Raw genomic sequence first — 21,601 nt, 5'->3', positions numbered from 1 at the left:
CATGCGGATCACCGTGACCGTGAACGGCGAGCAGCACACGAGGGACGTCGAGCCCAGGCTGCTCCTCGTCCACTTCCTGCGTGACGAACTCGGGCTCACCGGCACCCACTGGGGCTGCGACACCTCCAACTGCGGGGTGTGCGCCGTATGGCTGGACGGAACGCCGGTCAAGTCGTGCACCGTGCTCGCGGTCATGGCCGACGGCCATGAGGTGCGCACCGTCGAGGGCCTGGCGCACGGGATCCAACTCGACCCGGTGCAGCAGGGATTCATCGCCTGCCACGGGTTGCAGTGCGGCTTCTGCACGCCGGGGATGATGATGACCGCCCGCTGGCTGCTCGACCACAACGCGGATCCGTCCGAGGAGGACATCCGCGAGGCGATCTCCGGACAGATGTGCCGCTGCACCGGTTACGAGAACATCGTGCGCTCCATCCGCTGGGCCGCCGAGCACGGCGGCGGGGCGCGGACCGCGGACACGGGCACCGAGCCGGCGCCCGCTCGTGAAGAGCCGGCGCACGGCCGCGAGGGGGTGCGGGCATGACGACCACCGAGGAACGGCCGGTCGGCTTCGGACGGTTGACCCGCAAGGAGGACGCGCGGTTCGTCCGCGGCCACGGAACCTACGTCGACGACGTCCGGCTGCCCGGCATGCTGCACGGCGCCATTCTGCGCAGTCCGCTGGCGCACGCCCGGATCGTGTCGCTCGACACCAGCGCCGCCGAGGCGCACCCCAAGGTCAAGGCCGTGATCACCGGCGAGACCCTGGCCGGTCTCGGCCTGGCCTGGATGCCTACGATCTCGTACGACACTCAGGCGGTGCTGGCCACCGACAAGGTGCGCTTCCAGGGCCAGGAGGTCGCCTTCGTCGTCGCCGAGGACCGCTACGCCGCGCGGGACGCTCTTGAGCTGATCGATGTGGAGTACGAGCCGCTGCCGCCGGTCGTCGACGCCCTGCGGGCGATGGAGCCGGACGCACCGGTGATCCGCGACGACAAGGAGGGCCAGCGCGACAACCACATCTTCGACTGGTCGGCGGGGGACGAGGAGCGCACCGACGAGGTGTTCGCGGGCGCCGAGGTCGTGGTGGCGCAGGACATGCTGTATCCGCGGGTGCACCCGGCGCCGCTGGAGACCTGCGGCACCGTCGCGGACATGGACGCCATCACCGGCAAGCTGACGGTGTGGTCCACCACGCAGGCCCCGCACGCCCACCGCACGCTGTACGCGATGGTGGCCGGCATCCCGGAGCACAAGATACGCATCATCTCCCCGGACATCGGAGGCGGTTTCGGCAACAAGGTCGGCATCTACCCGGGCTATGTGTGCGCGGTCGTCGGTTCGATCGTCACCGGCAAGCCGGTCAAGTGGGTGGAGGACCGCTCGGAGAACCTGATGAGCACGTCCTTCGCCCGCGACTACCACATGCACGGTGAGATCGCGGCGACGAAGGACGGGAAGATCCTGGGCCTGCGCGTCCGTGTGATCGCCGATCACGGCGCGTTCAACGCCACCGCACAGCCGACGCAGTTCCCGGCCGGTTTCTTCGGCGTGTTCACCGGCTCGTACGACCTGGCCGCCGCGCACTGCGCCGTGACCGGCGTCTACACCAACAAGGCCCCTGGCGGCGTCGCCTACGCCTGCTCGTTCCGCGTCACCGAGGCGGTGTACCTGGTCGAGCGCATGGTCGACGTACTGGCCACCGAACTCGGCCTGGACCCGGCCGAGTTGCGGATGCGCAATCTGCTGCGGCCCGGGCAGTTCCCGTACCGGACGCAGACCGGGTGGGAGTACGACTCCGGTGACTACCCGCGCGCCCTGCGACTGGCGATGGACATCGCGCACTACGAGGACCTGCGCCGGGAGCAGGCCGACAGGCGCGAGCGCGGGGAGCTGATGGGCATCGGGGTCAGCTTCTTCACCGAGGCGGTCGGCGCGGGCCCCCGCAAGCACATGGACATCCTGGGACTGGGCATGGCCGACGGTGCCGAACTGCGCGTCCACCCGACCGGCAAGGCCGTACTGCGGATCTCCGTGCAGACCCAGGGCCAGGGTCATGAGACGACCTTCGCGCAGATCGTGGCGCAGGAGCTGGGCATCCCGCCCGAGGACGTCGAGGTGGTGCACGGCGACACCGACCAGACTCCGTTCGGGCTGGGCACCTACGGGTCGCGCTCGACGCCGGTGTCCGGCGCGGCGGCCGCGATGGTCGCCCGCAAGGTGCGCGAACGCGCGAAGATCGTCGCCTCGGCGATGCTCGAAGTGAGCCCGGACGACCTCGAATGGGAGAAGGGCCGCTGGTTCGTCACGGGTGATCCCGACCAGGGACGGACCATGGCCGAGATCGCGCTGGCCGCACACTCCAACCTGGAACTGCCCGAGGGCGTCGAAGGCCACCTGGACGCCACCTGCGTCTACAACCCGCCGAACCTCACCTTCCCCTTCGGCGCATACATCTGCGTCGCCGACGTGGACGCGAACACCGGCCAGGTGAAGGTCCGCCGGTTCATCGCCGTGGACGACTGCGGCAACCGGATCAACCCCATGATCGTCGAGGGTCAGGTGCACGGCGGACTCGCCGACGGCCTCGGCATGGCGCTCATGCAGGTGATCGCCTTCGATGAGGACGGCAACTGCCTCGGCGGATCGTTCATGGACTATCTCCTGCCCACCTCGGTCGAGTGCCCGTCCTGGGAACTCGGCGAGACCGTCACCCCCTCCCCGCACCACCCCATCGGAGCCAAGGGCGTCGGCGAGTCCGCCACGGTGGGCTCACCCGCCGCGGTGGTCAACGCCGTGGTCGACGCGCTGAAGCCGCTGGGCGTACGCCATGTCGACATGCCGCTGACGCCCGCCGCGGTGTGGCGGGCCGCGCAGGGCCGGCCGCTGCGCACGGACCTGGCGATCACCTGAGGCGCCCGCGATGACGAACACCGAACTGCTGACCCGGGCGGACGTGCTCCGGCACGGCCGGACGCCGTTCGTCCTGGCCACCGTCGTCCATGCGGAACGGCCCACGAGCGCCAAGCCCGGGGACAGCGCTCTGGTGCTGCCCGACGGCACCATCGAGGGCTTCGTGGGCGGCACATGCGCCGAGACGACGGTGCAACGGCAGGGCCTGCGGGTGCTGCAGACCGGCGAGTCGCTACTCCTGAGGATCACGCCCACCGCGGACAGGGGGCCCGAAGGCGCGCAGGAGTCCGGCGAAGGCCTGGTCACGGTGGCCAATCCCTGTCTGTCGGGCGGCACGCTCGACATCTTCCTCGAAGCCAACCTCCCCCCTGCGTTGGCGTACGTCTACGGACACGCCCCCATCGCCCGCGCTCTGCTCGACGTCGGCCGTGTCCTCGGCCTCGACGCCCGGCCCGCCTCGCCCGGGGAGCCGCTGCCACCCGATCTGGACGTCGTCGTCATCGCCACGCACGGCCGCGACGAGGAGACCGTACTGATCGAGGCCGCGCGCGCCGGAGTCCCGTACATCGGGCTGGTGGCCAGTCCGAAGCGGGGCGCGGCGGTGCTCGCCGGGCTGGATCTCGGCGAGGAACAACGCGCGCGCGTCCGCACCCCGGCCGGCCTGGACATCGGCGCCCGTACCCCGGCGGAGATCGCACTGTCCGTGTACGCCGAGATCATCGCCCTGCGGCCGCAGACGGCCCGCGCCGCGCACGCCGGAACCGACGCCGCCGCACCGCAGGCCGTGGCCGAGGACGTGGACCCCGTGTGCGGCATGACAGTACCGATCACGCCCGCCACCCTGTCACTGGACCGGGCCGGCACCCCGGTGTACTTCTGCGGGCCCGGGTGCCAGCACGCCTTCGCCGACGACCCCTCCCGGTACGCGCATGCCTGACCTCGACGCTCTCGTACCCGATGTCTCCGCCCTGCGCTCCCGGCTGGACACCGTCGGTTATCTGGCCGACGACGCCCTGGCCACGGCGCTGCTGCTGGCCGTGCGCATGCGGCAGCCGATCCTGCTGGAGGGCGAACCCGGCGTCGGCAAGACCGAGGCGGCCCGCGCGCTCGCCACCGTGCTCGACACCCCGCTGATCCGGCTCCAGTGCTACGAGGGGCTGTCCTCGGCCGAAGCCCTCTACGAGTGGAACTATCCACGCCAGCTCCTGGCCATCAGGCTGGCCGAGTCCCGCGGGGAGCCCCTGCGGGACGCCGATCTGTTCACCGAGGACTATCTGCTGCCGCGGCCGCTGCTCGCCGCGATCTGCCACCCGGGACCGCGGCCCGCGGTGCTGCTCATCGACGAGGTGGACCGTGCCGACGACGAATTCGAGGCGTTCCTGCTGGAGTTGCTCGCCGATGCCGCGGTCACCATCCCCGAACTGGGCACCCGGACGGCCGCGGTGCCTCCGGTGGCCGTGCTGACCTCCAACCGCACCCGGGATCTGCACGACGCGCTCAAACGCCGCTGCCTCTACCACTGGATCGACTACCCGGACACCGCACGAGTCGCCGCGATCATCCGCAGACGGGTACCGGAGTCGGCCGAGTGGCTGGCCCCGCGCGTGGCCCGCGGGGTGGCCCGGCTGCGCGCCCGGCAGGAGCTCACCAAGCCGCCCGGCATCGCCGAGGCGATCGACTGGGCCGGCGCGCTGCACACCCTGGGCCTGTCCGTCCTCGACGCCGACGCCGCCGACCGCACCCTGGGCGCGGTACTCAAGTACGCCGAGGATCTGGCGGCCGTGCGCCGGGCCGGACTGGCGGAACTGATCGACGCGGAGGCAGGCTCCGATGCCTGACCTGCCGGAACTGGCCGCGTCGTTCACCGCCGCCCTGCGCGACGCGGGAATCCCCGTGGGCCCCGACCGTACCCGGAGCTTCGCTCACGCGCTCACCGTGCTGGCCCCGGCGACGACACGCGAGCTACGGCACTGTGCGCTCGCCACCCTGGTGTCCGACCGCGAGCAGATCGGGCCGTTCGACGCGGTCTTCCGCGAGGTCTTCGGCGGCCCGGGCGACCGCGGAGTGCAGCGCGGGCAACCCGGTGACCCGGCCCGATCGCTCCCGAACACCGTTCCTGGCCGCGTCCCCGGCGCTCGGCGGGCCCTCGCGGACAGACCCGGCCGGGAGGCCGACGCACAGTCGAAGAAGGCTCCCGTCCCCCTCGCCGCCAGTCCGCTCGACCGTCTCACCGACCGCGACTTCGCGGACCTGTCCGCCGAGGAACTGGCGCGGCTCGCCGACATGATGCGCAGCATGGTGCTCCGCACCCCGACCCGGCCCTCCCGCCGACGCCGGACCGCGCACCACGGTGCGCGCATCGACGTGCGCCGCACCCTGTCCGACAGCCGGCGCACCGGCGGGTACCCGCTGCGGCTGCGCCGCTTCGTGCCACGCACCCGCCCCCGCGACCTCGTCGTGCTCTGCGACATCTCCGGATCGATGGAGCCGTATGCCCGCGCGATGCTGCAACTGCTCTACTGTGCCGCCCGCGCCACCCACGCCGAGGTCTTCACCTTCGCCACCCGCCTCACCCGCCTGACGCCCGTCCTGCGACGGGCCGGGCCGGACGACGCCCTCGCACGGGCCGGACGGGCGGCACCGGACTGGTCCGGGGGCACCCGGATCGCGGAGTGCCTGGCGGAGTTCAACGAACGGTTCGGCCGGCGCGGCATGGCGCACGGCGCCGTGGTCGCCATCATCTCCGACGGCTGGGACACCGGCACGCCCACCGACCTCGCCACCCACATGGCGCGGCTGTCCCGGGTCGCCCACCGCGTCGTATGGGTCAACCCGCGCACCGCAAGCCCTCGTTACCGTCCGCTCGTGGCCGGCATGGCCGCGGCGCTGCCCTACTGCGACGCCGTCGTCAGCGCCCACAACCTGGCGGCCCTGGACGACTTCACCGCCGCGCTGTCCGCCGCGTCAAAGAAGGCGACGCCCCGTCGCCGCGTCCGCACAGTGCAGCCGGACCTCCATCCGGTCCCGGCTTCGGGAGCGGAACAGCACGCGGTCGGTGCCGAGCGGCACCGGTGACCCGTCGTACGGGAGCGTCGCCGCCGCCCAGAGCACTCGGCCGTCGCGGACCGCCGCGACGGTGTCGCCGTCGGCAACGAACAAGTGTTCCGATCCGGCGGCGATCTCCGTCGGCCTCCGCACGGCCCGGCCGTCCGGGGCGGTCACCCTCAGCCGCCGCAGGCCACGCCGCCCGCCGATCTCGGCCGCGTGGAGCCGGTTGCGCCAGGTGCCGCGTACACCCAGTCGCCGACGCAGACCGGCCGGTCCCTGAAGGAGGTGAAGCGCCATCGGCCGAGCCGCCGACTGCACAGTGATTCGGCCCGTTCCCGACCGCCATGGGCGAAGATCCGCACGCGGCGCTCGAAAGCCCTGCCGAACACCACCCGAACACCACCCGGCCACCGTCGGCCGGTGCGGGCGGCCCGAAGAAATGCTTCAGCGCCCGCTTCGGGAAGCGGGTCGTGGTCAGTTGTCTGCCGGTGTCGGAGGAGCGCAGGGACAGCTCGGGGTAGAAGCTGTCATTCCAGCTCTGGAAGAACTCCGCGTCACCCGTCACGCCCTGGCCGAGAAGGGTGCCGTACCCCTGATGCCAGAGTTCCTCGCCGGTGCGGGCTTCCAGGGCGCGGTGGCCCCGGCGTCCAGGATCACCCGGTCCCCGCGCACCAGCAGACCCCGGATCCGCTCGAACTCGTCTTCCACAAGGGCTCACCGGTGAGCGCGTCGAAACCGGCGATCTTCCCTCGGTCGTCGCTGGCGTCGTTCCAGAGCAGCACGGTCGACCCGACGGCGGCAACCCGGTGCAGCCCGGACTTGCGACGGGTCCAGCGCACCTTGCCGGTCGCCGCGTCCAGGGCGGTGAATCCGCTGCGGTCGGACTCCCGTCGTACGGGCACCACGACCACCTCGTCCGCGGGCCAGCCCGGCCGGCTCAGCTTCGGCGAGCGCCTCGGTGCGCTCTGTCATCGGAGACCACAGCAGGCTCTTTCGGGCGAGGGAATTGCTGATGGCACAAGGAAAGGCAAGGGAGGTCGCCCTCTCCTTGCCATGTTCAACGTATAGCGCACTGGGGGGCTTGCGGCAAGCCCCGGGTCGTGGCGCAGAATCGCCGGCCGAGGCCACAAGCTGCGGAAATCGGAGTCGCTGAGTGCGTGTGTTGTTGGTGACGTATGGGTCGCGCGGAGACGTCGAGCCGTTGGTGGGACTCGCGGTGCGGTTGCGGGAACTCGGCGCGGAGGTGCGGGTGTGCGCTCCTCCGGACGAGGACTTCGCGCGGCGGCTGGCCGGTGTCGGCGTGCCGATGGTGCCGTTCGGCCGGTCGGCGCGCGCACTGACGACCGGGGCGCCGCCGTCGCCGGCGGATCTGCCGCGGCGCGCCGCCGAGTTGATCGCCGATCAGCTCGGCGCGGTCACCGCGGCGGCCGAGGGTTGTGACGTACTGGTGGCGACCGGTGTGCTGCCTGCGGCGGCCGGCGCGCGGTCGGTTGCCGAGAAACTGGGCATCCGCTGTGTGTACGCGACCTTCCAGCAACTCACCTTGCCGTCGCCGCACCACGCGCCTTTGGCGTATCCGGGGCGGCCGTTCCCGCCGGAGGTCACCGACAACCGGATGCTGTGGGACTTGGACGCCCAGCACATCAACGCGCTGTTCGGTGAGGCGCTCAACACCCAACGGGCGTCGATCGGCCTGCCGCCGGTGGACAACGTCCGCGACTACGTCATCGGCGACCGGCCGTGGCTGGCGACGGACCCGGCCCTGGACCCCTGGCAGGAAGGTGCGGAGCTCGGCATCGTGCACACCGGCGCGTGGATCCTGCCCGACGAACGCCCGCTCCCGCCCGAATTGACGGCGTTCCTGGACGCCGGGACACAACCGGTGTACGTGGGCTTCGGCAGCATGCCCATGCGGGCATCGACGGATGTCGCCCGGGTGTCGATCGAGGCGATCCGTGCGCAGGGCCGACGTGCTGTCGTGTCCCGAGGCTGGGCCGATCTGTCTCCGATCGACGACCAGGACGACTGCTTCGTCGTCGGCGAGGTCAACCAGCAGGCACTCTTCGCCCGGATGGCCGCCGTCATCCACCACGGCGGCGCGGGCACCACGACGGCAGCCGCGCGGGCCGGCGCGCCTCAGGTGGTGGTCCCGCAGCTGGCGGACCAGCCGTACTGGGCAGGCCGGGTGGCCGACTTGGGCATCGGCACGGCACACGACGGCCCGACCCCGACCTTCGAGTCCCTGTCGGCCGCGCTCAAGGCGGCCCTGACCCCCGAGACACGTGCACGAGCGAGCGCCGTGGCCGGCAGGATCCGCACCGACGGAGCGACGGTGGCCGCGAAGCTGCTGCTGGACGAGATCAGCCAAGAAAGGCCGCCCGTGCCCACGTGAACGGCCACGAGGCCCACGCCGGCGGAGCGTCACCCGTCATGGCCGCCGGATTCGTCACGCCGGTCCGCACGCCTTGGCGCACGCCAAGGTCACCGACGACCTCAAAACGGAGCTGATCACGTGAACCCCCTGACCACCAGCGCATTCGACCTTCCCGAGCGCCTCTCCGCCAAGGCCGACCCGGCACTGATCTCCTCCGACGAACAGCACTTCGCGGCGATCGGGGAGTGCCTCGCGCAGTCGATCGCCGAGCTGTCCGACCGCCTCGAAGCAGAGCTCAAGGCGCCCGGCGGCGCGGGCCGGCAGGCGATGGACCGGGACGCGGAGATCCATCGGCTGACCGCCCGCCTGCGCGCACTGCGTCGCTTCGGTCTTGACCTGTGCCTCGGACACATGGTCAGCGCGGACCAACCCGAGCCCGTGTACGTCGGACGACTCGGCCTCACGGACAGTACGGGTCGTCGGCTGCTGCTCGACTGGCGCTCCCCCGCGGCCGAGCCGTTCTTCGGAGCCACCCATGCCAATCCGATGGGGCTGGCGAGCCGCCGCAGGTATCGCTGGGCCCGAGGCCGGATCAGCGACTACTGGGACGAGGTGTTCGCACCGGACGGGATTGCCGGGCACGCCGCGCTGGACGATCAGTCCGCCTTCATCGCCAGCCTGGGCAGCGACCGGTCGCCACGGATGCGAGACGTGCTCGGCACCATCCAGGCCGACCAGGACGCCATCATCCGGGCGGGATCCCGCGGCGCCCTCGTCGTCGACGGCGGTCCGGGTACGGGAAAGACCGTCGTCGCTCTGCACCGCTCCGCCTACCTCCTCCACTCCGACCCTCGCCTCGGTCACCGCCGGGGCGGCGTACTGTTCGTCGGTCCCCACCAGCCCTACCTGGGCTACGTCGCCGACGTCCTGCCCAGCCTCGGAGAGGAGGGCGTGCAGACCTGCACCCTGCGCGACCTCGTCGCCGAGGGAGCCGGGGCGGTGAGCGAGGCCGACCCGGGCGTGGCCCGCCTGAAGTCGTCCGCGACCATGGTGAAGGCGATCGAAACGGCCGTCAGGTTCTACGAGGAGCCGCCTGCCAAGGGGATGACGGTCACCACCCACTGGTCCGACATCTGGCTGAGCGCCGACGACTGGGCTGGGGCGTTCGATGCGGCAGAACCCGGCACTCCGCACAACGAGGCACGCGACCAGGTCTGGGAGGAACTGCTCACGATCCTGGTCGACAAGCACGACGGCGATGTCCCGCCCGACCTGCTGCGGAGGTCACTGCTGCGGGACAGGGAGCTGCTGACCACCTTCAACCGCGCCTGGCCACTGCTCGAAGCGGCCGACCTCGTCGGCGACCTGTGGTCGGTACCGGCCTACCTGCGGATGTGCGCTCCCTGGCTCACCCGCGACGAGGTTCAGCGGCTGCAGCGCGTGGAGGCCCAGGCCTGGACGGTGTCCGACCTGCCGCTCCTGGACGCGGCCCGGCAGCGGCTCGGCGACCCGGACGCCTCGCGACGCAAGCGCCGGCACGAGGCCTCCGTCGCCGCGGAGCGTGAGCGCATGGCGGCCGTCATCGACAACGTCCTCGCCGCCGACGACGACGGTGAGGGTGTGGTGACGATGCTGCGCGGACAGGACCTGCGGGACAGCCTGGTCGACGAGACCGCCCTGCCCGACGCCGACCCGCACCGTCCCCCACTGCCCTATGGCGTGGGGGGACCCCCAGCCGGGCCGTTCGCGCACATCGTCGTGGACGAGGCCCAGGAACTGACCGACGCGGAGTGGCAGATGCTGCTGCTGCGCTGCCCGTCCCGGAGCTTCACCATCGTCGGGGACCGTGCCCAGGCCAGGCACGGCTTCACGGAGTCGTGGCAGGAACGGCTCGCGCGGATCGGGCTCGACCGGATCGACCTGGCCTCGCTGAGCATCAACTACCGGACACCGGAAGAGATCATGGCGGAAGCGGAGCCGGTCATCCGCGCCGTACTCCCGGACGCCAACGTGCCGACCTCGATCCGCAGCAACGGCATCCCCGTCGTACACGGATCCGCTTCGGACCTGGACTCGATCCTCGACACCTGGCTCGCCTCCCATGCCGACGGGATCGCCTGCGTCATCGGCGATCCCGCATTCCGGGCGAGGTCCCGTGTCCAGTCGCTGACCCCGGAGCTGTCGAAGGGACTCGAATTCGACTTGGTCGTCCTCGTCGCCCCGGAGGGGTTCGGCGAGGGCATCGAAGGAGCGGTCGACCGCTATGTCGCGATGACCCGGGCGACCCGACAACTCGTCGTCCTCACGAGTGCCTGACGCCGGCCGCGGGCTCCTCGTCCGGCTCCGGTCGTGACCGCGGGCGTGGCGGCTGAGCCCGGTGGCCGGTGTGCAGGACGGCGAACAGCCCCCGGGCGCGGGTGCCGTCCGGCGTGAGCCAGGAGCCGGCGACGTGGCCGGTCGCTCGAAGCGGAGGCAGAGACGGGCTTTCAGGGGCAGGCCGCAGGACCCGCTGCAGGCGGAGGGTCGTGCCCTGCGGCGCGGGCAGTCTCAGTTCGGTGCCTTCCTGATCGTCAGTGGCGGTGGTGGTGCTGCCGCCGGTGCTGGTGAAGTCTGTGGAGAGGGAGCCTTCACCGGTGAAAGAGGCGATCACCTCAAGGTCGGGGACGTCGCTGATGTTCTGGTCCTGGGCCTGGACCCTGCCCTCGACGAGAGCCAGCAACTGGGCCACCAGCACCGCGTCGCGGCAGCCGTCGTAGGCCCAACGCCGGCCCAGCACTCCGTGCTCCATGGTGCCGACCATGGCGTGCTCTACCCCGTCGAGCGGAGCACCGCGATAGGTGAGCGGCACCAGGTAGGTGGTCGGGTGAGGGCCGCAGGCGTCGGCGACCACGATGAACTCGATCCCGACCTCGCCCTGGGGATCGTCCAGCCGGAAGCCGCCGGCCTTGGCCAACTTCGGTTCGGCCGAGCCACCGCGGTACCACGGACGGGAGGGCAGCCAGGAGGTGAGCAGCTCCAGCTTGGTGGGCTTGAGCTCGGTGTGATGGATGACAGCCATGCCGAAGGTCGCCTTTCCCAGTCGTCGCGGTCGGCGGGTACCGGGGCACCGGCCTGGTCGGAGGATGCTCAGTCGAGACAGAACTCGTTGCCCTCGATGTCCTGCATCACGATGCACGACTCGTTCTCGTCATCGGCAAGCAGCAGTTGCACGCGTACCGCGCCGAGCGCGATCAGCCGTGCGCACTCGGCCTCAAGCGTGGCGAGGCGCTCTTCACCCACGAGCCCGGTGCCGACCCGCACGTCAAGATGCACCCGGTTCTTGACGACCTTGCCTTCGGGAACGCGCTGGAAGTACAGCCGTGGGCCCACGCCTGAGGGATCACTGCAGGCGAACGCCGAACCCTGCCGCTCGGGCGGCAGCGAGCGATCGAAATCGTCCCACGTGGCGAACCCCTCCGGTGGCGGCGGTACGACGTACCCCAACACCTCGCACCAAAAGCGAGCGACGCGCTCAGGTTCCGCGCAGTCGAAGGTGACCTGGAACTTCTTGATCGATGACATCGGCGCACCATAGCAGGGGGGCGCGCTGGGCGCAGTTCCCGGACGCTCGCGGCGAAGTCCCGGATGGACGGCGCCCGTTGGGGCAAGAATCAGCTGAGTGAACTGGGGAACGTGCGGCTGTCTGGGGGGACGATGGATGCTGGTGCGATCGCGACTCGCCTCGCCTCTGGTGTCATCACCCCCTTGGTCAAGAAGCTGTTCGTCAGCGAAGGTCCGGGGGCCGGCCTGGTCGACCGGCCTGTGCGGATCTCCTCGCTGGTGTCGTTCACCGGTGAGAAGCGCCGGCTGACGGACGCGGACCTGCACAAGCTCACCCGGGCCCTGCTCCGCAGTGCGGTGGGGTCCGCCCCCCTCGGTGAGCGGCCCGTCGCACCGGACGAGGAGGAGGCGGTCGCCCTGGCGCTGGCCCGGACCCTGACGCATCTCGGCGAGCTGGAGATGGACGACGTACAGGCCGTTCAGATGGGCCCGCAGGCACTGCTCCAGGCACTGAAGGCCGCAGGACCGGACGCCACGCGCGACCTGTCCGCCGACGCCGCCCAACTCCACGACGCCCTCTTGGCAACGGCGTGCGTGCACATTCTCCACTTCTTCACCCAGCGCTCGACATTTGTCGCCCGTACCCTCGTCGAGCACAGCAACCGGCTCGCGGAAGTGATCGCCAAGACGGACCTGCTGCTGGCGCGAAACCCCTCGCCCGTCACGAAGGACACCCTCTTCGAGGAGCGGTACGCCGCGCACATCGCCCAGAAGCACGGGATGCTCACCATCTACGGGATCGACCTTTCCCGGTCGCCCGAACAATGGCCGCTCGGGACCGCGTACTTGAGTCTGGAGGCGGACCTCGACCGGGACACCCGCCATGCCATGATCCGGGCGGAGCATGCGTTCAACGGACGTGATCGCGTGCTGCTCCGTGGAGTCGCGGGCTCCGGCAAGACGACGCTGGTGCAGTGGCTGGCGGTGACCACGGCCCAGCAGGATCTGACCGTCCTGGACAGCGAGGCCCCGTTGGCGACACTCATCGGGCGGGTGCCGTTCGTGCTGCCCATGCGTACGCTGACACGTCAGCACGACGACCTCCCGGCCCCGGACGAGTTTCTGCATCGCACCCGTTCTCCGCTGGCCGGGGCGCAGCCGGCCGGATGGGCGGACCGAGTGCTGGCCGCGGGCCGGGGGCTGCTTCTGATCGATGGAATCGACGAGGTGCCGAAGCAGATTCGCGAGCGCACTCGCCGTTGGCTGCAGGATCTGCTCGCGACCTACGACAGGAACGTCTGGCTCGTCACCTCTCGCCCCTCGGCCGTGCGCGACCGATGGCTCGCGACGGAGAAGTTCACCGAGTTGTCGCTCGCCCCGATGAGCCGGCACGACGTCACCTCGTTCATCCACCGATGGCACAACGCCGCCCGTAGCGTCAGCGAGCAGGAGGAGCGCAACCTCCTCGACGCGTACGAGGCCTCCCTGGTCACCGCCGTCCGCACCAAACAGGATCTCGCCCGGCTCGCCACCAACCCGCTGATGTGCGGCCTGATTTGCGCGCTGCACTGCGACCGGCGCGGCTATCTGCCCAGCGGCCGCAAGGAGTTGTACGACGCCGCGCTGTCGATGCTGCTGGCACGGCGCGACCGGGAACGCGACATGGACGCGCCGGACGGGATCGAACTCACCGAGGAGCCGAAGGTCCGGCTGCTGCAACGCCTGGCCTACAAGTTCATCCTCAACGGAAAGTCCGAACTCGACCGCAGCCACGCCGAACGCATCATCGCGGACACTCTGCCCAGCGTGCCGGTCGCGGCGGCCCAGGGAGACGCCGCGGCGATCTTCCAACACCTTCTGCTCCGCAGCGGACTGCTGCGCGAGCCGGCCGTCGGCACCATCGACTTCATCCACCGGACGTTCCAGGACTACCTGGGTGCGAAGGCCGCCGTCGAGGAGGGCGACATGGCCCTGCTCGTCCTGCGCGCGGTCGAGTCCCAGTGGGAGGACGTCATCCGCATGGCAGTGGCGCATGCCCGTCCCAGGGAGGGCGCGGAGCTCCTGATGGACCTGCTCAGACGCGGAGACGGCTCGACGTCCGGCTACCGCAGAGCCCAGTTGCACCTGCTCGCCACCGCGGCCGTCGAACATGCCACCGAGCTGGAGCCCCGTGTGCGGGCCGCGATCAGCGATCGCGCGAGCGCCCTCATTCCGCCCCGCAGCGCCTCCGAAGCCTACGAACTCGCCAGCATCGGCTCCGTCGCGCTGGAACTCCTGCCGGGGCCCGACCGGCTGTCGGACGAAGAAGCGCTCTTGACGGCACACACGGCCGTCCTCATCGGCGGTGACGCCGCCATCCCCCTGCTCAGCCGCTATCAGGACCATCCGGACCCGCCGGTACGACAGCTGCTGTGCAGTGCCTGGCATCGCTTCGACACCGCGTCCTACGCCGAGGGTGTACTGGCCGACCTGCCCGAGCAAGACGTCTATTTCGAGGTCACCACGCCCGAGGAGCTGGCGGTCTTCAGCACCTTGGGAGGCCGCTCGCATGTGCGTGTGTCGGAGGGCTTCGACGCGATCGATCTGATCCACGCCCTGCACCCCGACCGGGTCACCCATCTGTGGCTCCCGGCCGAGCAATCCGTCACCTGGTACTGGCTGGCGGCCTTCCCGCGCCTCGACACCCTCACCCTGGACACGGCCGCCGAGGCCGTGGACGTGTCCTCGCTGGCCGCCCACCCCAGCCTGCGCCAACTGCGCGTTCCGTCGCACCAGCCGATCACGGGCCAGGAGTCGCTCCACGGCAGGGTGCAACTCGCGTCGTACCTACCGGATCCGGGGACGGGCCCCGGCGTGTGAGCTCGACGCGCCGCCGGTCGCGGCTCCCGGCCCGGCGCACCAGCGAATTTGTGCTGCTCAGCGTTTGCCTTCGACGAAGTCCTTGAACTGTTCGAGATCCTGCTGGATCAGATGCTGGATCCTGTCGGACTGGGCGAACCCCTTGGGGCCGCCGAAGGTCTCGCGGGTCTTCTCCGGGTCGTACTCGACGCGGAGCTGTATCTGTGTGTGCTCGTCATCGATCGCCCGAACGGTGAACGCGCCCTTGAGGTCGGCGCCCTCACCCTTCGCGGTGTGCCACATCATCACGCTGCCCTGCGCACCGCCCTTGGCACGGTCGGTGAACTCGGCATCGAGTTCTCGCGGTCCTGCCGCCGATTCCAGGGCCAGATGTGCTCGGCGCTTGCCCTCTGGTCGCGCTTCGCGGACGCCGTCCACGAACCGCGGAAGGCTCTCCACGCTGTGCAGGTGGTCCCAGGCCACCTCGGCGGGTACAGCAACGTCGATCTGGTTCTCGATCGTGGACATGTGCGACACCTCCGTGATCATCCGCACAGGTAACGGGCCAGGCCTCACCTCCACCATCGGCCGTCCGGGGGATGCCCGCACCCGGAAGACGCCCACGACGACGTGGGCAGCCGCGAAATGCGGTTCGTCGTCCGTCATGCCTCCGTGGACTCGGATCGTGTCGGCCGCACCGCCTGCACATGGCGCAGCCACGGCCGTATGTCGCCGCTGCCACGCACCTCGAAGCCCGCGTCCGTGACCAGTCCCTCCAGCAGGTCCACGCGGTGGTGTGCCATGGCGTGGCTCACCCCGCCATGGACGAGGTGGCGGCCGAGCCTGGACTTCGGCGGGCGGAACTCTACGACCAGCAGACGCCCGCCGGGCCGCACAACCCGGTACATCTCACGAAGTGCCGCAGGCCGGAGCTCCTCCGGCAGGTGGTGCAGCATCAGGCTGGTGACGACCGTGTCGAAGGCGGCATCGGGCAGGTCGAGGGACTCGGCGATGCCCTCCCGGTAAGTGCAGGCGGCGCTGCCCGGCCGTGGCTTGCGCCGGCGGGCGTAGTCGAGGACCGGCGGTGACGCGTCGACACCGGTCACCGCGCCCTCGGGGCCGACACGCGTGGCCATGTGCCGGGTGAGGTAGCCGGTGCCGCAGCCCACGTCCAGGACGCGGTCACCGGGCTCGGCTCCGCTGAGCTCGGCGAGCCGGGTGAAGGCACGGTGGCGGCGACCGGCGAAACAGAGGGCGCCGACGACTTCGTACGCGCGCGGGGTGGAGATCGTCACGCCTGGTGTGTCCGGGCGCGGCTTGCCTTGCATGAGGTGACCGAGGGACATGGGCCCTCCTCCATAACTTAGTCGGGACTAAGTACTGTCTATAACTTAGTCCTGACTAAGAGAAACGGCAAGGGGCGGCATAGGATGACGGGCGTGACCGAGCCCCGAGCCCGTACCCGGACGCGCCTGCCCGCGGCTCAGCGCCGCGCGTCCATCATCACGGCCGCCACGGAGGTCTTCTCCGAGACCGGCTACCAGCGGGGCAAGGTCTCCGACATCGCCAGGCGCGTCGGTGTCACCGAGCCGGTGGTGTTCCAGAACTTCGGGTCCAAGGCCGCGCTGTACCGGGCGGCCCTCGACCACGCCACCTCCGCCGTGTCCGAGCTGCTCAACCGGGCCGCCGACGCCGGACGCCCGGTCCCCGAGGTGCTGGCGGCCTTTCTCGATCCGGCCCATATGGACCGCTTCCACCAACCCGGATCCCATGGGTTCCTCTTCGCCGACGCCACGGCCGTCTCCCACGACCCGGAACTCGGCGACGCCCTCCGCCAGGTCCACCAGCACTTCGCCGACATGCTCGCCGACCTGCTCCGCCGCGGCCAGGACGCGGGCGACATCCGCCACGACATCGACCCGCACACCGCAGCCTGGTGGCTCATGTCTCTCTTGGCAGGCCGTTCCTTCCGCGCGGCAATGGTCTCCGACCGGGACACTGTCGAGGCCGAGGTGACGGCCATGGCACTGCGGTCATTGCGGCCGGAGAAGCACCAAGAGCCGGACAGCCCCAGCTGAAGGGCTACGACGGTCGGCAGCAAGACCTACCGAGGTGCCCCGGCCCGCTGCCGGGAGAGACCATGGAGGCGGGGTACCTGGAGGCGGGGGTACGTGCGTTCGCGGCCGGGTTTCGGACCGGTCCCGCGAGCGGGTCGTAGGACACCGGCGGCTGGAAGGAGGGCCGGTGATGAGCGCAAGCTCGACCGGGCAACCTCCTGCCGACCTCGGACTGGAGAACAGCGGCCGGCGGGAGGACCAGGCGTCGACGCCGCAGGGGCTGATGGACCTGCTCGGTGTCGCGGCCGTACTGCTGGACGCCGAGGGCCGCATCGTCCTGTGGAGTCCGCAGGCCGAGGAGCTCTACGGCTACACCGCCGAGCAAGCGCTCGGCCAGTTCGCGGCCCAGCTGCTCGTGCACGAAGACAACTGGGACTGGGTCCTCAAGACATTCGCCGAGGTCATGGAGACGGGTCAGCCCTGGGCCGGCACGTTCCCCATCCGTTGCGCGGACGGCAGCACACGCCTGGTGGAACTGCGCAACATGCGCCTGCTCAACGACCACGGCGACTTCTACGCCCTTGGCCTGGGGGCCGACTCCCCCACGCTGCGCGAGCTCGAAAAGAACGTCGCCCTGTCCACGCGGCTGGTCTCCCAGTCCCCCATCGGCGTGGCGATCCTGGACACCGACCTGCGGTACGTGACCGTCAACCCCGCTCTGGAGCGCATGCACGGACTTGCCGAGAAGCACCATCTCGGGCGCCACTACCGCGAAGTCATGAAGTCCTCGGAGTTCGAGGCGGCCGAGACGGCGATGCGGCAGGTCCTGGAGACCGGGATCCCCATGCTGGAGGAGTCGACCGTCGTCGGCCGTATACCTTCCGACCCCGGGCGCAGGCATGCGTGGTCGATCTCCGTGTACCGGCTGGAGGACGCCAGGGGCCAGGTCCTCGGGGTGGCCGAGTGGGTGGTCGACGTCACCGAGCGCTACGAATCCGCGCTGGCGGCCACCGAGACACGCCGGCGTCTGGCTCTCATCGCCGCCGGTTCCATTCGTATCGGCACGACCTTGGAGGTCGACGAGACGGCCCGGGAGCTGGCCGACGTCACCGTGCCCGACTTCGCCGACCTGGTCGCCGTCGACGTACTCGACTCGGTCCTGGACGAGCACCGCCCCCGGTCCTTCACCGGCCCGGAGCTCTTCCGTGCCCTGGCGGTGAAGGCGGCCTATCCGACCGATGCCCAGCGGGCCGCCGACCCACCCGGCGAGCTCGCGGCGTACGGTGCCGACCGGCTGGCCACGCAGTGTGTGCGCACGGGCCGCCCCATACTGGTCAGTCACGCCGAGGGAAGTGACCTCAGGCGCATGGCCCGTGACGATCATGCGGCCACCCTGCTGGCCCGCGCCGGGGTGCACTCGTACCTCGCCGTTCCGCTCACCGCTCGCGGCAGCACCCTTGGCTTCCTGGGTCTCACCCGCGCCCGCGACCCACGCCCCTTCGACGAGGACGACCTCGCCATCGCCTGCGAACTCGCCTCCCGCACGGGGATGTGCATCGACAACGCGCGCACGCACCAGAGCGTGCGCAGCGCGGCCGAGACCCTGCAGCGCAGTCTGCTCCCCGACCTGCCGACGGATCTTCCCGGTCTGCAGGTCGCCGCGCGCTACCGGCCCGCGCAGGCCGCCTACGAGATCGGCGGTGACTGGTACGACGTCCTGCCGCTGCAGAGTGCCAGGACGGCGCTCGTCGTGGGCGACGTCATGGGCAGCGGCATCGACGCCGCCGCCACGATGGGCCGCCTGCGCACCGCCACCGCGGCCTACGCCGACCTGGACCTCGAACCCGCCCAGGTCCTGCAGCACCTCGACACGATCACCGGGCGGCTGGAGCAGTACATCGCCACGTGCCTCTACGCCGTCTACGACCCCCACCGCGGCGAGTGCCGCATCGCCAACGCCGGCCATCTGCCCCCCGTCCTCGTACGCGTCGGTCGACGCCCCGTGCTCCTCGACCTGCCCACCGGCGCTCCCCTGGGCGTGGGCGGCGTCCCGTTCGAGAGCACCGTCATCGAACTCGCCCCCTACGACAAGCTGGTGCTGTACACCGATGGGCTGGTCGAGACCCGCGACTACCCCATCGACGAGCGCCTCGACACCCTCCTGCACCTCCTTGAGGAACTCGGCCCGCTGGAGGACACCTGCGACCGCCTCCTCCACCGCCTCCGCCACCCCGGCGCCCCCGACGACGTAGCCCTCCTCATCGCCTGCGCACACCCTCTCGGTCCGGATGACCCCGGGCAGGACGGCCGGTGATTCGGGGTCCGGCACCGGCCTTCTTTTCTCACACCCGCTCGTCCGCCGAGGCTTCGTCGTCGCTCATTGCGTCGACCAGGTTTGCCGGCGCGGCAGTTGCGCTCCTGCGTCAGCTGCCTTGCCGATGGTCAGTGGGACTGGCGCAGCCCCGCGATGAGGAGGGCGACCAGTCGGCGGGCGTCGTAGCGGGGATCGCTCTCCGCGCCGATGCAGAGGTTTCCGACGCCGCGCATGAGCTCGTAGGCCTCCAGGTCGGAGCGGATCTCACCGGCGGCGGCAGCTGCTTCGAGCAGTTGGGTGCACACGGGCAGGAGGCGGTCGAGGAAGTAGGCGTGCAGCGCGTCGAAGCCGGCGTTGTCGGACTGCAGCACGGCGGCGAGTCCGTGCTTGGTGACCAGGAAGTCGACGAAGCGGTTGATCCATTGCCCCAGTGCGGCGTACGGAGTCGCGCTGGTCGCCAGCAGAGCGGGGCCCGCCTCGGCGCAGGCGTCGACCTGGTGCCGGTAGACGGCGATGATGAGATCCGCTCGCGTCGGGAAGTGCCGGTAGATCGTGCCCAGCCCGACGCCCGCCTCGGCCGCGATGTCGCGTACCGGCGCTTCCACGCCTGAGGCGACGAAGACCGCGGCCGCCGCGTCCAGCAGGGTCTCCTTGTTGCGCCGAGCGTCCTTCCGCTTGGCCGGGGCCGCGTGCCCTGCGCCCTCGTCGCCGTCGTTCATCGCGCCACGCCTCCGTCGTCGAGCTTGCAAAAACGGAACGGTGTTCCGTAGCGTTGAAGCGGAACAAGGTTCCGCTTGCTCATGATGCCAGAGCGTCGGGCCCGGAACCCACTTCACGCATTGTCGCCACGTTGCACCCTCAATGGAGGAACACGGTCATGCAGTACCGCACCTTGGGCCGCACCGGTGTGCAGGTCAGCCCCCTCGCGCTCGGCGCGATGAATTTCGGCAGGATCGGGCGCACCACGCAGGACGAGGCCACCGCGATCGTCGATGCCGCCCTGGAAGCCGGCATCAACGTCATCGACACCGCCGACATGTACGGCCAGGGCGAGTCGGAAGAGATGGTCGGCAAGGCCATCGCAGGACGCCGCGACGACCTCGTGCTGGCCACGAAGGCTTCCATGCCCATGGACGACGAGCGCAACCACCGGGGCAGCTCGCGCCGTTGGCTGATCACCGAGCTGGACAACAGCTTGCGCCGTCTCGGTGTCGACCACGTCGACCTCTACCAGATCCACCGGTGGGACCCGAGCACCAGCGACGAGGAGACGCTGTCGGCCCTGACCGACCTGCAACGCGCGGGAAAGATCCGCTACTTCGGCTCGTCGACCTTCCCGGCGTACCGCATCGTGCAGGCCCAGTGGGCGGCCCGCGAACATCACCTGAGCCGCTACGTCACGGAACAGCCCGGCTACTCGATCCTGCAGCGCGGCATCGAGACCCATGTGCTGCCGGTGGCCGAGGAGTACGGCCTCGGTGTGCTGGTGTGGAGCCCGCTGGCCGCGGGCTGGCTGTCGGGCGCGATCCGCGCGGGACAGGAAATCACCACCAACCGCTCGACGTTCATGCCCGAACGCTTCGACATCACCAGCCCCACCAACCGGGTCAGGCTCGACGCGGTCGAGCGGCTGGCCGAAGTCGCCGACGAGGCCGGTCTCACGATGATCCAGCTCGCGCTCGGATTCGTGACCGCGCACCCCGCTGTGACCAGCGCGCTCATCGGTCCCCGCACGCAGGCCCACCTGCACTCCCAACTCGCCGCCGCAGACACCGTGCTCTCCGCCGACGTACTCGACGCGATCGACGCCGTCGTCGCCCCCGGCACCGACCTGGCCCCGCAGGAGAAGCACGACACCCCGCCCGCGCTGCTCGACCCGTCACTGCGACGCCGCTGATCGGCCCATGAGCTTCGAGAGGACCAGCGACTCCCGGACGGACCGACCTACGAGGACTGCGGCTCGGCGTGCCGGTGACCAGCAACCCGTTCCGGCCGCCCGCGATGCTGGCCAAGATCGCCACGACCGTCGACATCGTCTCCGGCGGACGGCTCGACTTCGGCATCGGCGTCGGCTCACGCCCCGGCCACCCCCTGGCCCGGCGTGACTACGAGGCCCATGGCCTGCCGTTCCACGATTCCGCGCATGCCGTCGGAAGCCTCGCCGAGGCCTGCACGGTGATCCGGCGCCTGTGGACCGAGGAGGAGCCGTTCGACTTCCACGGGACCCATCCCCGCCTCACCGGAGCGTTCGGCAACCCCAGACCGACGACGCCGTCCGCCGCGGCGCGCTGCTGGACCGCTACCGCGCCGAGATCGGCCGCGATCCCGCTTCGGTCACCCGGTCCATCCACCTGCCCGTCTCCTACGACCGGCCCGCCGTCACCCGGGACGCGATCGGCGAGGCCACGGGCGCCGGCTTCCGGCAATCGTCCTCGGGCTGCCTGCTCCCTACCCCGCCGACGTCGCACGGTGGGTTGCCGACGAGCTGATCGGCCCGTCGGCCTGAGCACCCGTCTT

Annotated in this window: 17 protein-coding genes and 1 pseudogene; 12 read left to right on the top strand and 6 right to left on the bottom strand. The window is 70.5% G+C overall.

All coding sequences use genetic code 11. From position 1 onward, the window contains the following. The first annotated feature begins 1 nt into the window (after position 1). The 5 genes from AB0I54_RS12290 to AB0I54_RS12270 are packed head-to-tail and all read left to right on the top strand — an operon-like array spanning position 2 to position 5,988. Complete coding sequence (locus AB0I54_RS12290) at positions 2–544, top strand: (2Fe-2S)-binding protein (RefSeq protein WP_363295875.1); 543 nt, start codon at positions 2–4, stop codon at positions 542–544. Beyond that, on the top strand, positions 541–2,913 hold the full coding sequence (locus AB0I54_RS12285) for an aerobic carbon-monoxide dehydrogenase large subunit (protein ID WP_363295874.1): 2,373 nt from the start codon (positions 541–543) through the stop codon (positions 2,911–2,913). The genes AB0I54_RS12290 and AB0I54_RS12285 overlap by 4 nt, the downstream gene beginning before the upstream one ends. A gap of 10 nt (positions 2,914–2,923) precedes the next feature. Next, a complete protein-coding gene (locus tag AB0I54_RS12280; RefSeq protein WP_363295873.1) occupies positions 2,924–3,850 on the top strand; it encodes an XdhC family protein in 927 nt (308 codons plus the stop codon). After that, complete coding sequence (locus AB0I54_RS12275; protein WP_363295872.1) at positions 3,843–4,751, top strand: MoxR family ATPase; 909 nt, start codon at positions 3,843–3,845, stop codon at positions 4,749–4,751. The genes AB0I54_RS12280 and AB0I54_RS12275 overlap by 8 nt, the downstream gene beginning before the upstream one ends. Further along, positions 4,744–5,988, top strand: coding sequence for a VWA domain-containing protein (locus AB0I54_RS12270; RefSeq protein WP_363295871.1), 1,245 nt, complete (start codon positions 4,744–4,746; stop codon positions 5,986–5,988). The genes AB0I54_RS12275 and AB0I54_RS12270 overlap by 8 nt, the downstream gene beginning before the upstream one ends. Before the next feature lie 626 nt (positions 5,989–6,614). On the opposite strand, the gene AB0I54_RS12265 is transcribed toward AB0I54_RS12270, so the two are convergent. Next, a complete protein-coding gene (locus tag AB0I54_RS12265; protein ID WP_363295870.1) occupies positions 6,615–6,863 on the bottom strand; it encodes a PQQ-binding-like beta-propeller repeat protein in 249 nt (82 codons plus the stop codon). A gap of 257 nt (positions 6,864–7,120) precedes the next feature. On the opposite strand from AB0I54_RS12265, the gene AB0I54_RS12260 reads away from it, so the two are divergent. After that, positions 7,121–8,353: a glycosyltransferase gene (locus AB0I54_RS12260; RefSeq protein WP_363296078.1), complete on the top strand. Its 1,233-nt coding sequence runs from the start codon at positions 7,121–7,123 to the stop codon at positions 8,351–8,353. Between the two features lie 120 nt (positions 8,354–8,473). After that, a complete protein-coding gene (gene helR / locus AB0I54_RS12255) occupies positions 8,474–10,651 on the top strand; it encodes an RNA polymerase recycling motor ATPase HelR (RefSeq protein ID WP_363295869.1) in 2,178 nt (725 codons plus the stop codon). Here helR and AB0I54_RS12250 read toward each other — a convergent pair. Further along, positions 10,638–11,393: a 1,4-alpha-glucan branching protein gene (locus AB0I54_RS12250; protein WP_363295868.1), complete on the bottom strand. Its 756-nt coding sequence runs from the start codon at positions 11,391–11,393 to the stop codon at positions 10,638–10,640. The two genes, helR and AB0I54_RS12250, sit on opposite strands and share 14 nt — an antisense overlap. A 68-nt stretch (positions 11,394–11,461) precedes the next feature. Further along, positions 11,462–11,896, bottom strand: a complete 435-nt coding sequence (locus AB0I54_RS12245) for a VOC family protein (RefSeq protein ID WP_363295867.1) — start codon at positions 11,894–11,896, stop codon at positions 11,462–11,464. Between the two features lie 183 nt (positions 11,897–12,079). Here AB0I54_RS12245 and AB0I54_RS12240 point away from each other — a divergent pair, with 183 nt between their 5' ends. Next, positions 12,080–14,734: an NACHT domain-containing protein gene (locus AB0I54_RS12240; RefSeq protein WP_363295866.1), complete on the top strand. Its 2,655-nt coding sequence runs from the start codon at positions 12,080–12,082 to the stop codon at positions 14,732–14,734. Between the two features lie 57 nt (positions 14,735–14,791). Here the strand turns inward: AB0I54_RS12240 and AB0I54_RS12235 are convergent, their stop codons facing one another. Both AB0I54_RS12235 and AB0I54_RS12230 read right to left on the bottom strand, forming a co-directional pair. Further along, positions 14,792–15,241 carry an SRPBCC family protein gene (locus AB0I54_RS12235; RefSeq protein WP_363295865.1) on the bottom strand — a complete coding sequence of 150 codons (450 nt, stop codon included), beginning with the start codon at positions 15,239–15,241 and terminating at the stop codon, positions 14,792–14,794. Positions 15,242–15,375: 134 nt separating this feature from the next. Beyond that, positions 15,376–16,059 (bottom strand): methyltransferase domain-containing protein, encoded by a 684-nt coding sequence (locus tag AB0I54_RS12230; RefSeq protein WP_363295864.1) that lies wholly within the window; start codon positions 16,057–16,059, stop codon positions 15,376–15,378. A gap of 93 nt (positions 16,060–16,152) precedes the next feature. On the opposite strand from AB0I54_RS12230, the gene AB0I54_RS12225 reads away from it, so the two are divergent. Beyond that, a complete protein-coding gene (locus tag AB0I54_RS12225; RefSeq protein WP_363295863.1) occupies positions 16,153–16,791 on the top strand; it encodes a TetR/AcrR family transcriptional regulator in 639 nt (212 codons plus the stop codon). Between the two features lie 169 nt (positions 16,792–16,960). Continuing rightward, positions 16,961–19,084: a SpoIIE family protein phosphatase gene (locus AB0I54_RS12220; protein WP_363295862.1), complete on the top strand. Its 2,124-nt coding sequence runs from the start codon at positions 16,961–16,963 to the stop codon at positions 19,082–19,084. Between the two features lie 128 nt (positions 19,085–19,212). Here the strand turns inward: AB0I54_RS12220 and AB0I54_RS12215 are convergent, their stop codons facing one another. Continuing rightward, positions 19,213–19,803, bottom strand: coding sequence for a TetR/AcrR family transcriptional regulator (locus AB0I54_RS12215; RefSeq protein WP_363295861.1), 591 nt, complete (start codon positions 19,801–19,803; stop codon positions 19,213–19,215). Between the two features lie 158 nt (positions 19,804–19,961). Between AB0I54_RS12215 and AB0I54_RS12210 the strand changes: the two genes are divergently transcribed. Together AB0I54_RS12210 and AB0I54_RS12205 are read left to right on the top strand one after the other, a co-directional pair. Then, entirely contained in the window at positions 19,962–20,981 is a 1,020-nt protein-coding gene (locus AB0I54_RS12210; protein WP_363295860.1) for an aldo/keto reductase, read from the top strand. A 56-nt stretch (positions 20,982–21,037) separates the two neighbouring features. Further along, positions 21,038–21,590, top strand: a pseudogene (locus tag AB0I54_RS12205) (LLM class flavin-dependent oxidoreductase); the annotation flags it as partial. Between the last annotated feature and the right edge of the window lie 11 nt (positions 21,591–21,601).

It is taken from the genome of Streptomyces sp. NPDC050625 (assembly GCF_040654755.1).
Taxonomy (GTDB): Bacteria; Actinomycetota; Actinomycetes; order Streptomycetales; family Streptomycetaceae; genus Streptomyces.
Note: the sequence above shows the minus strand (reverse complement) of the source record. Positions and strands in the feature narration are given on the sequence as shown.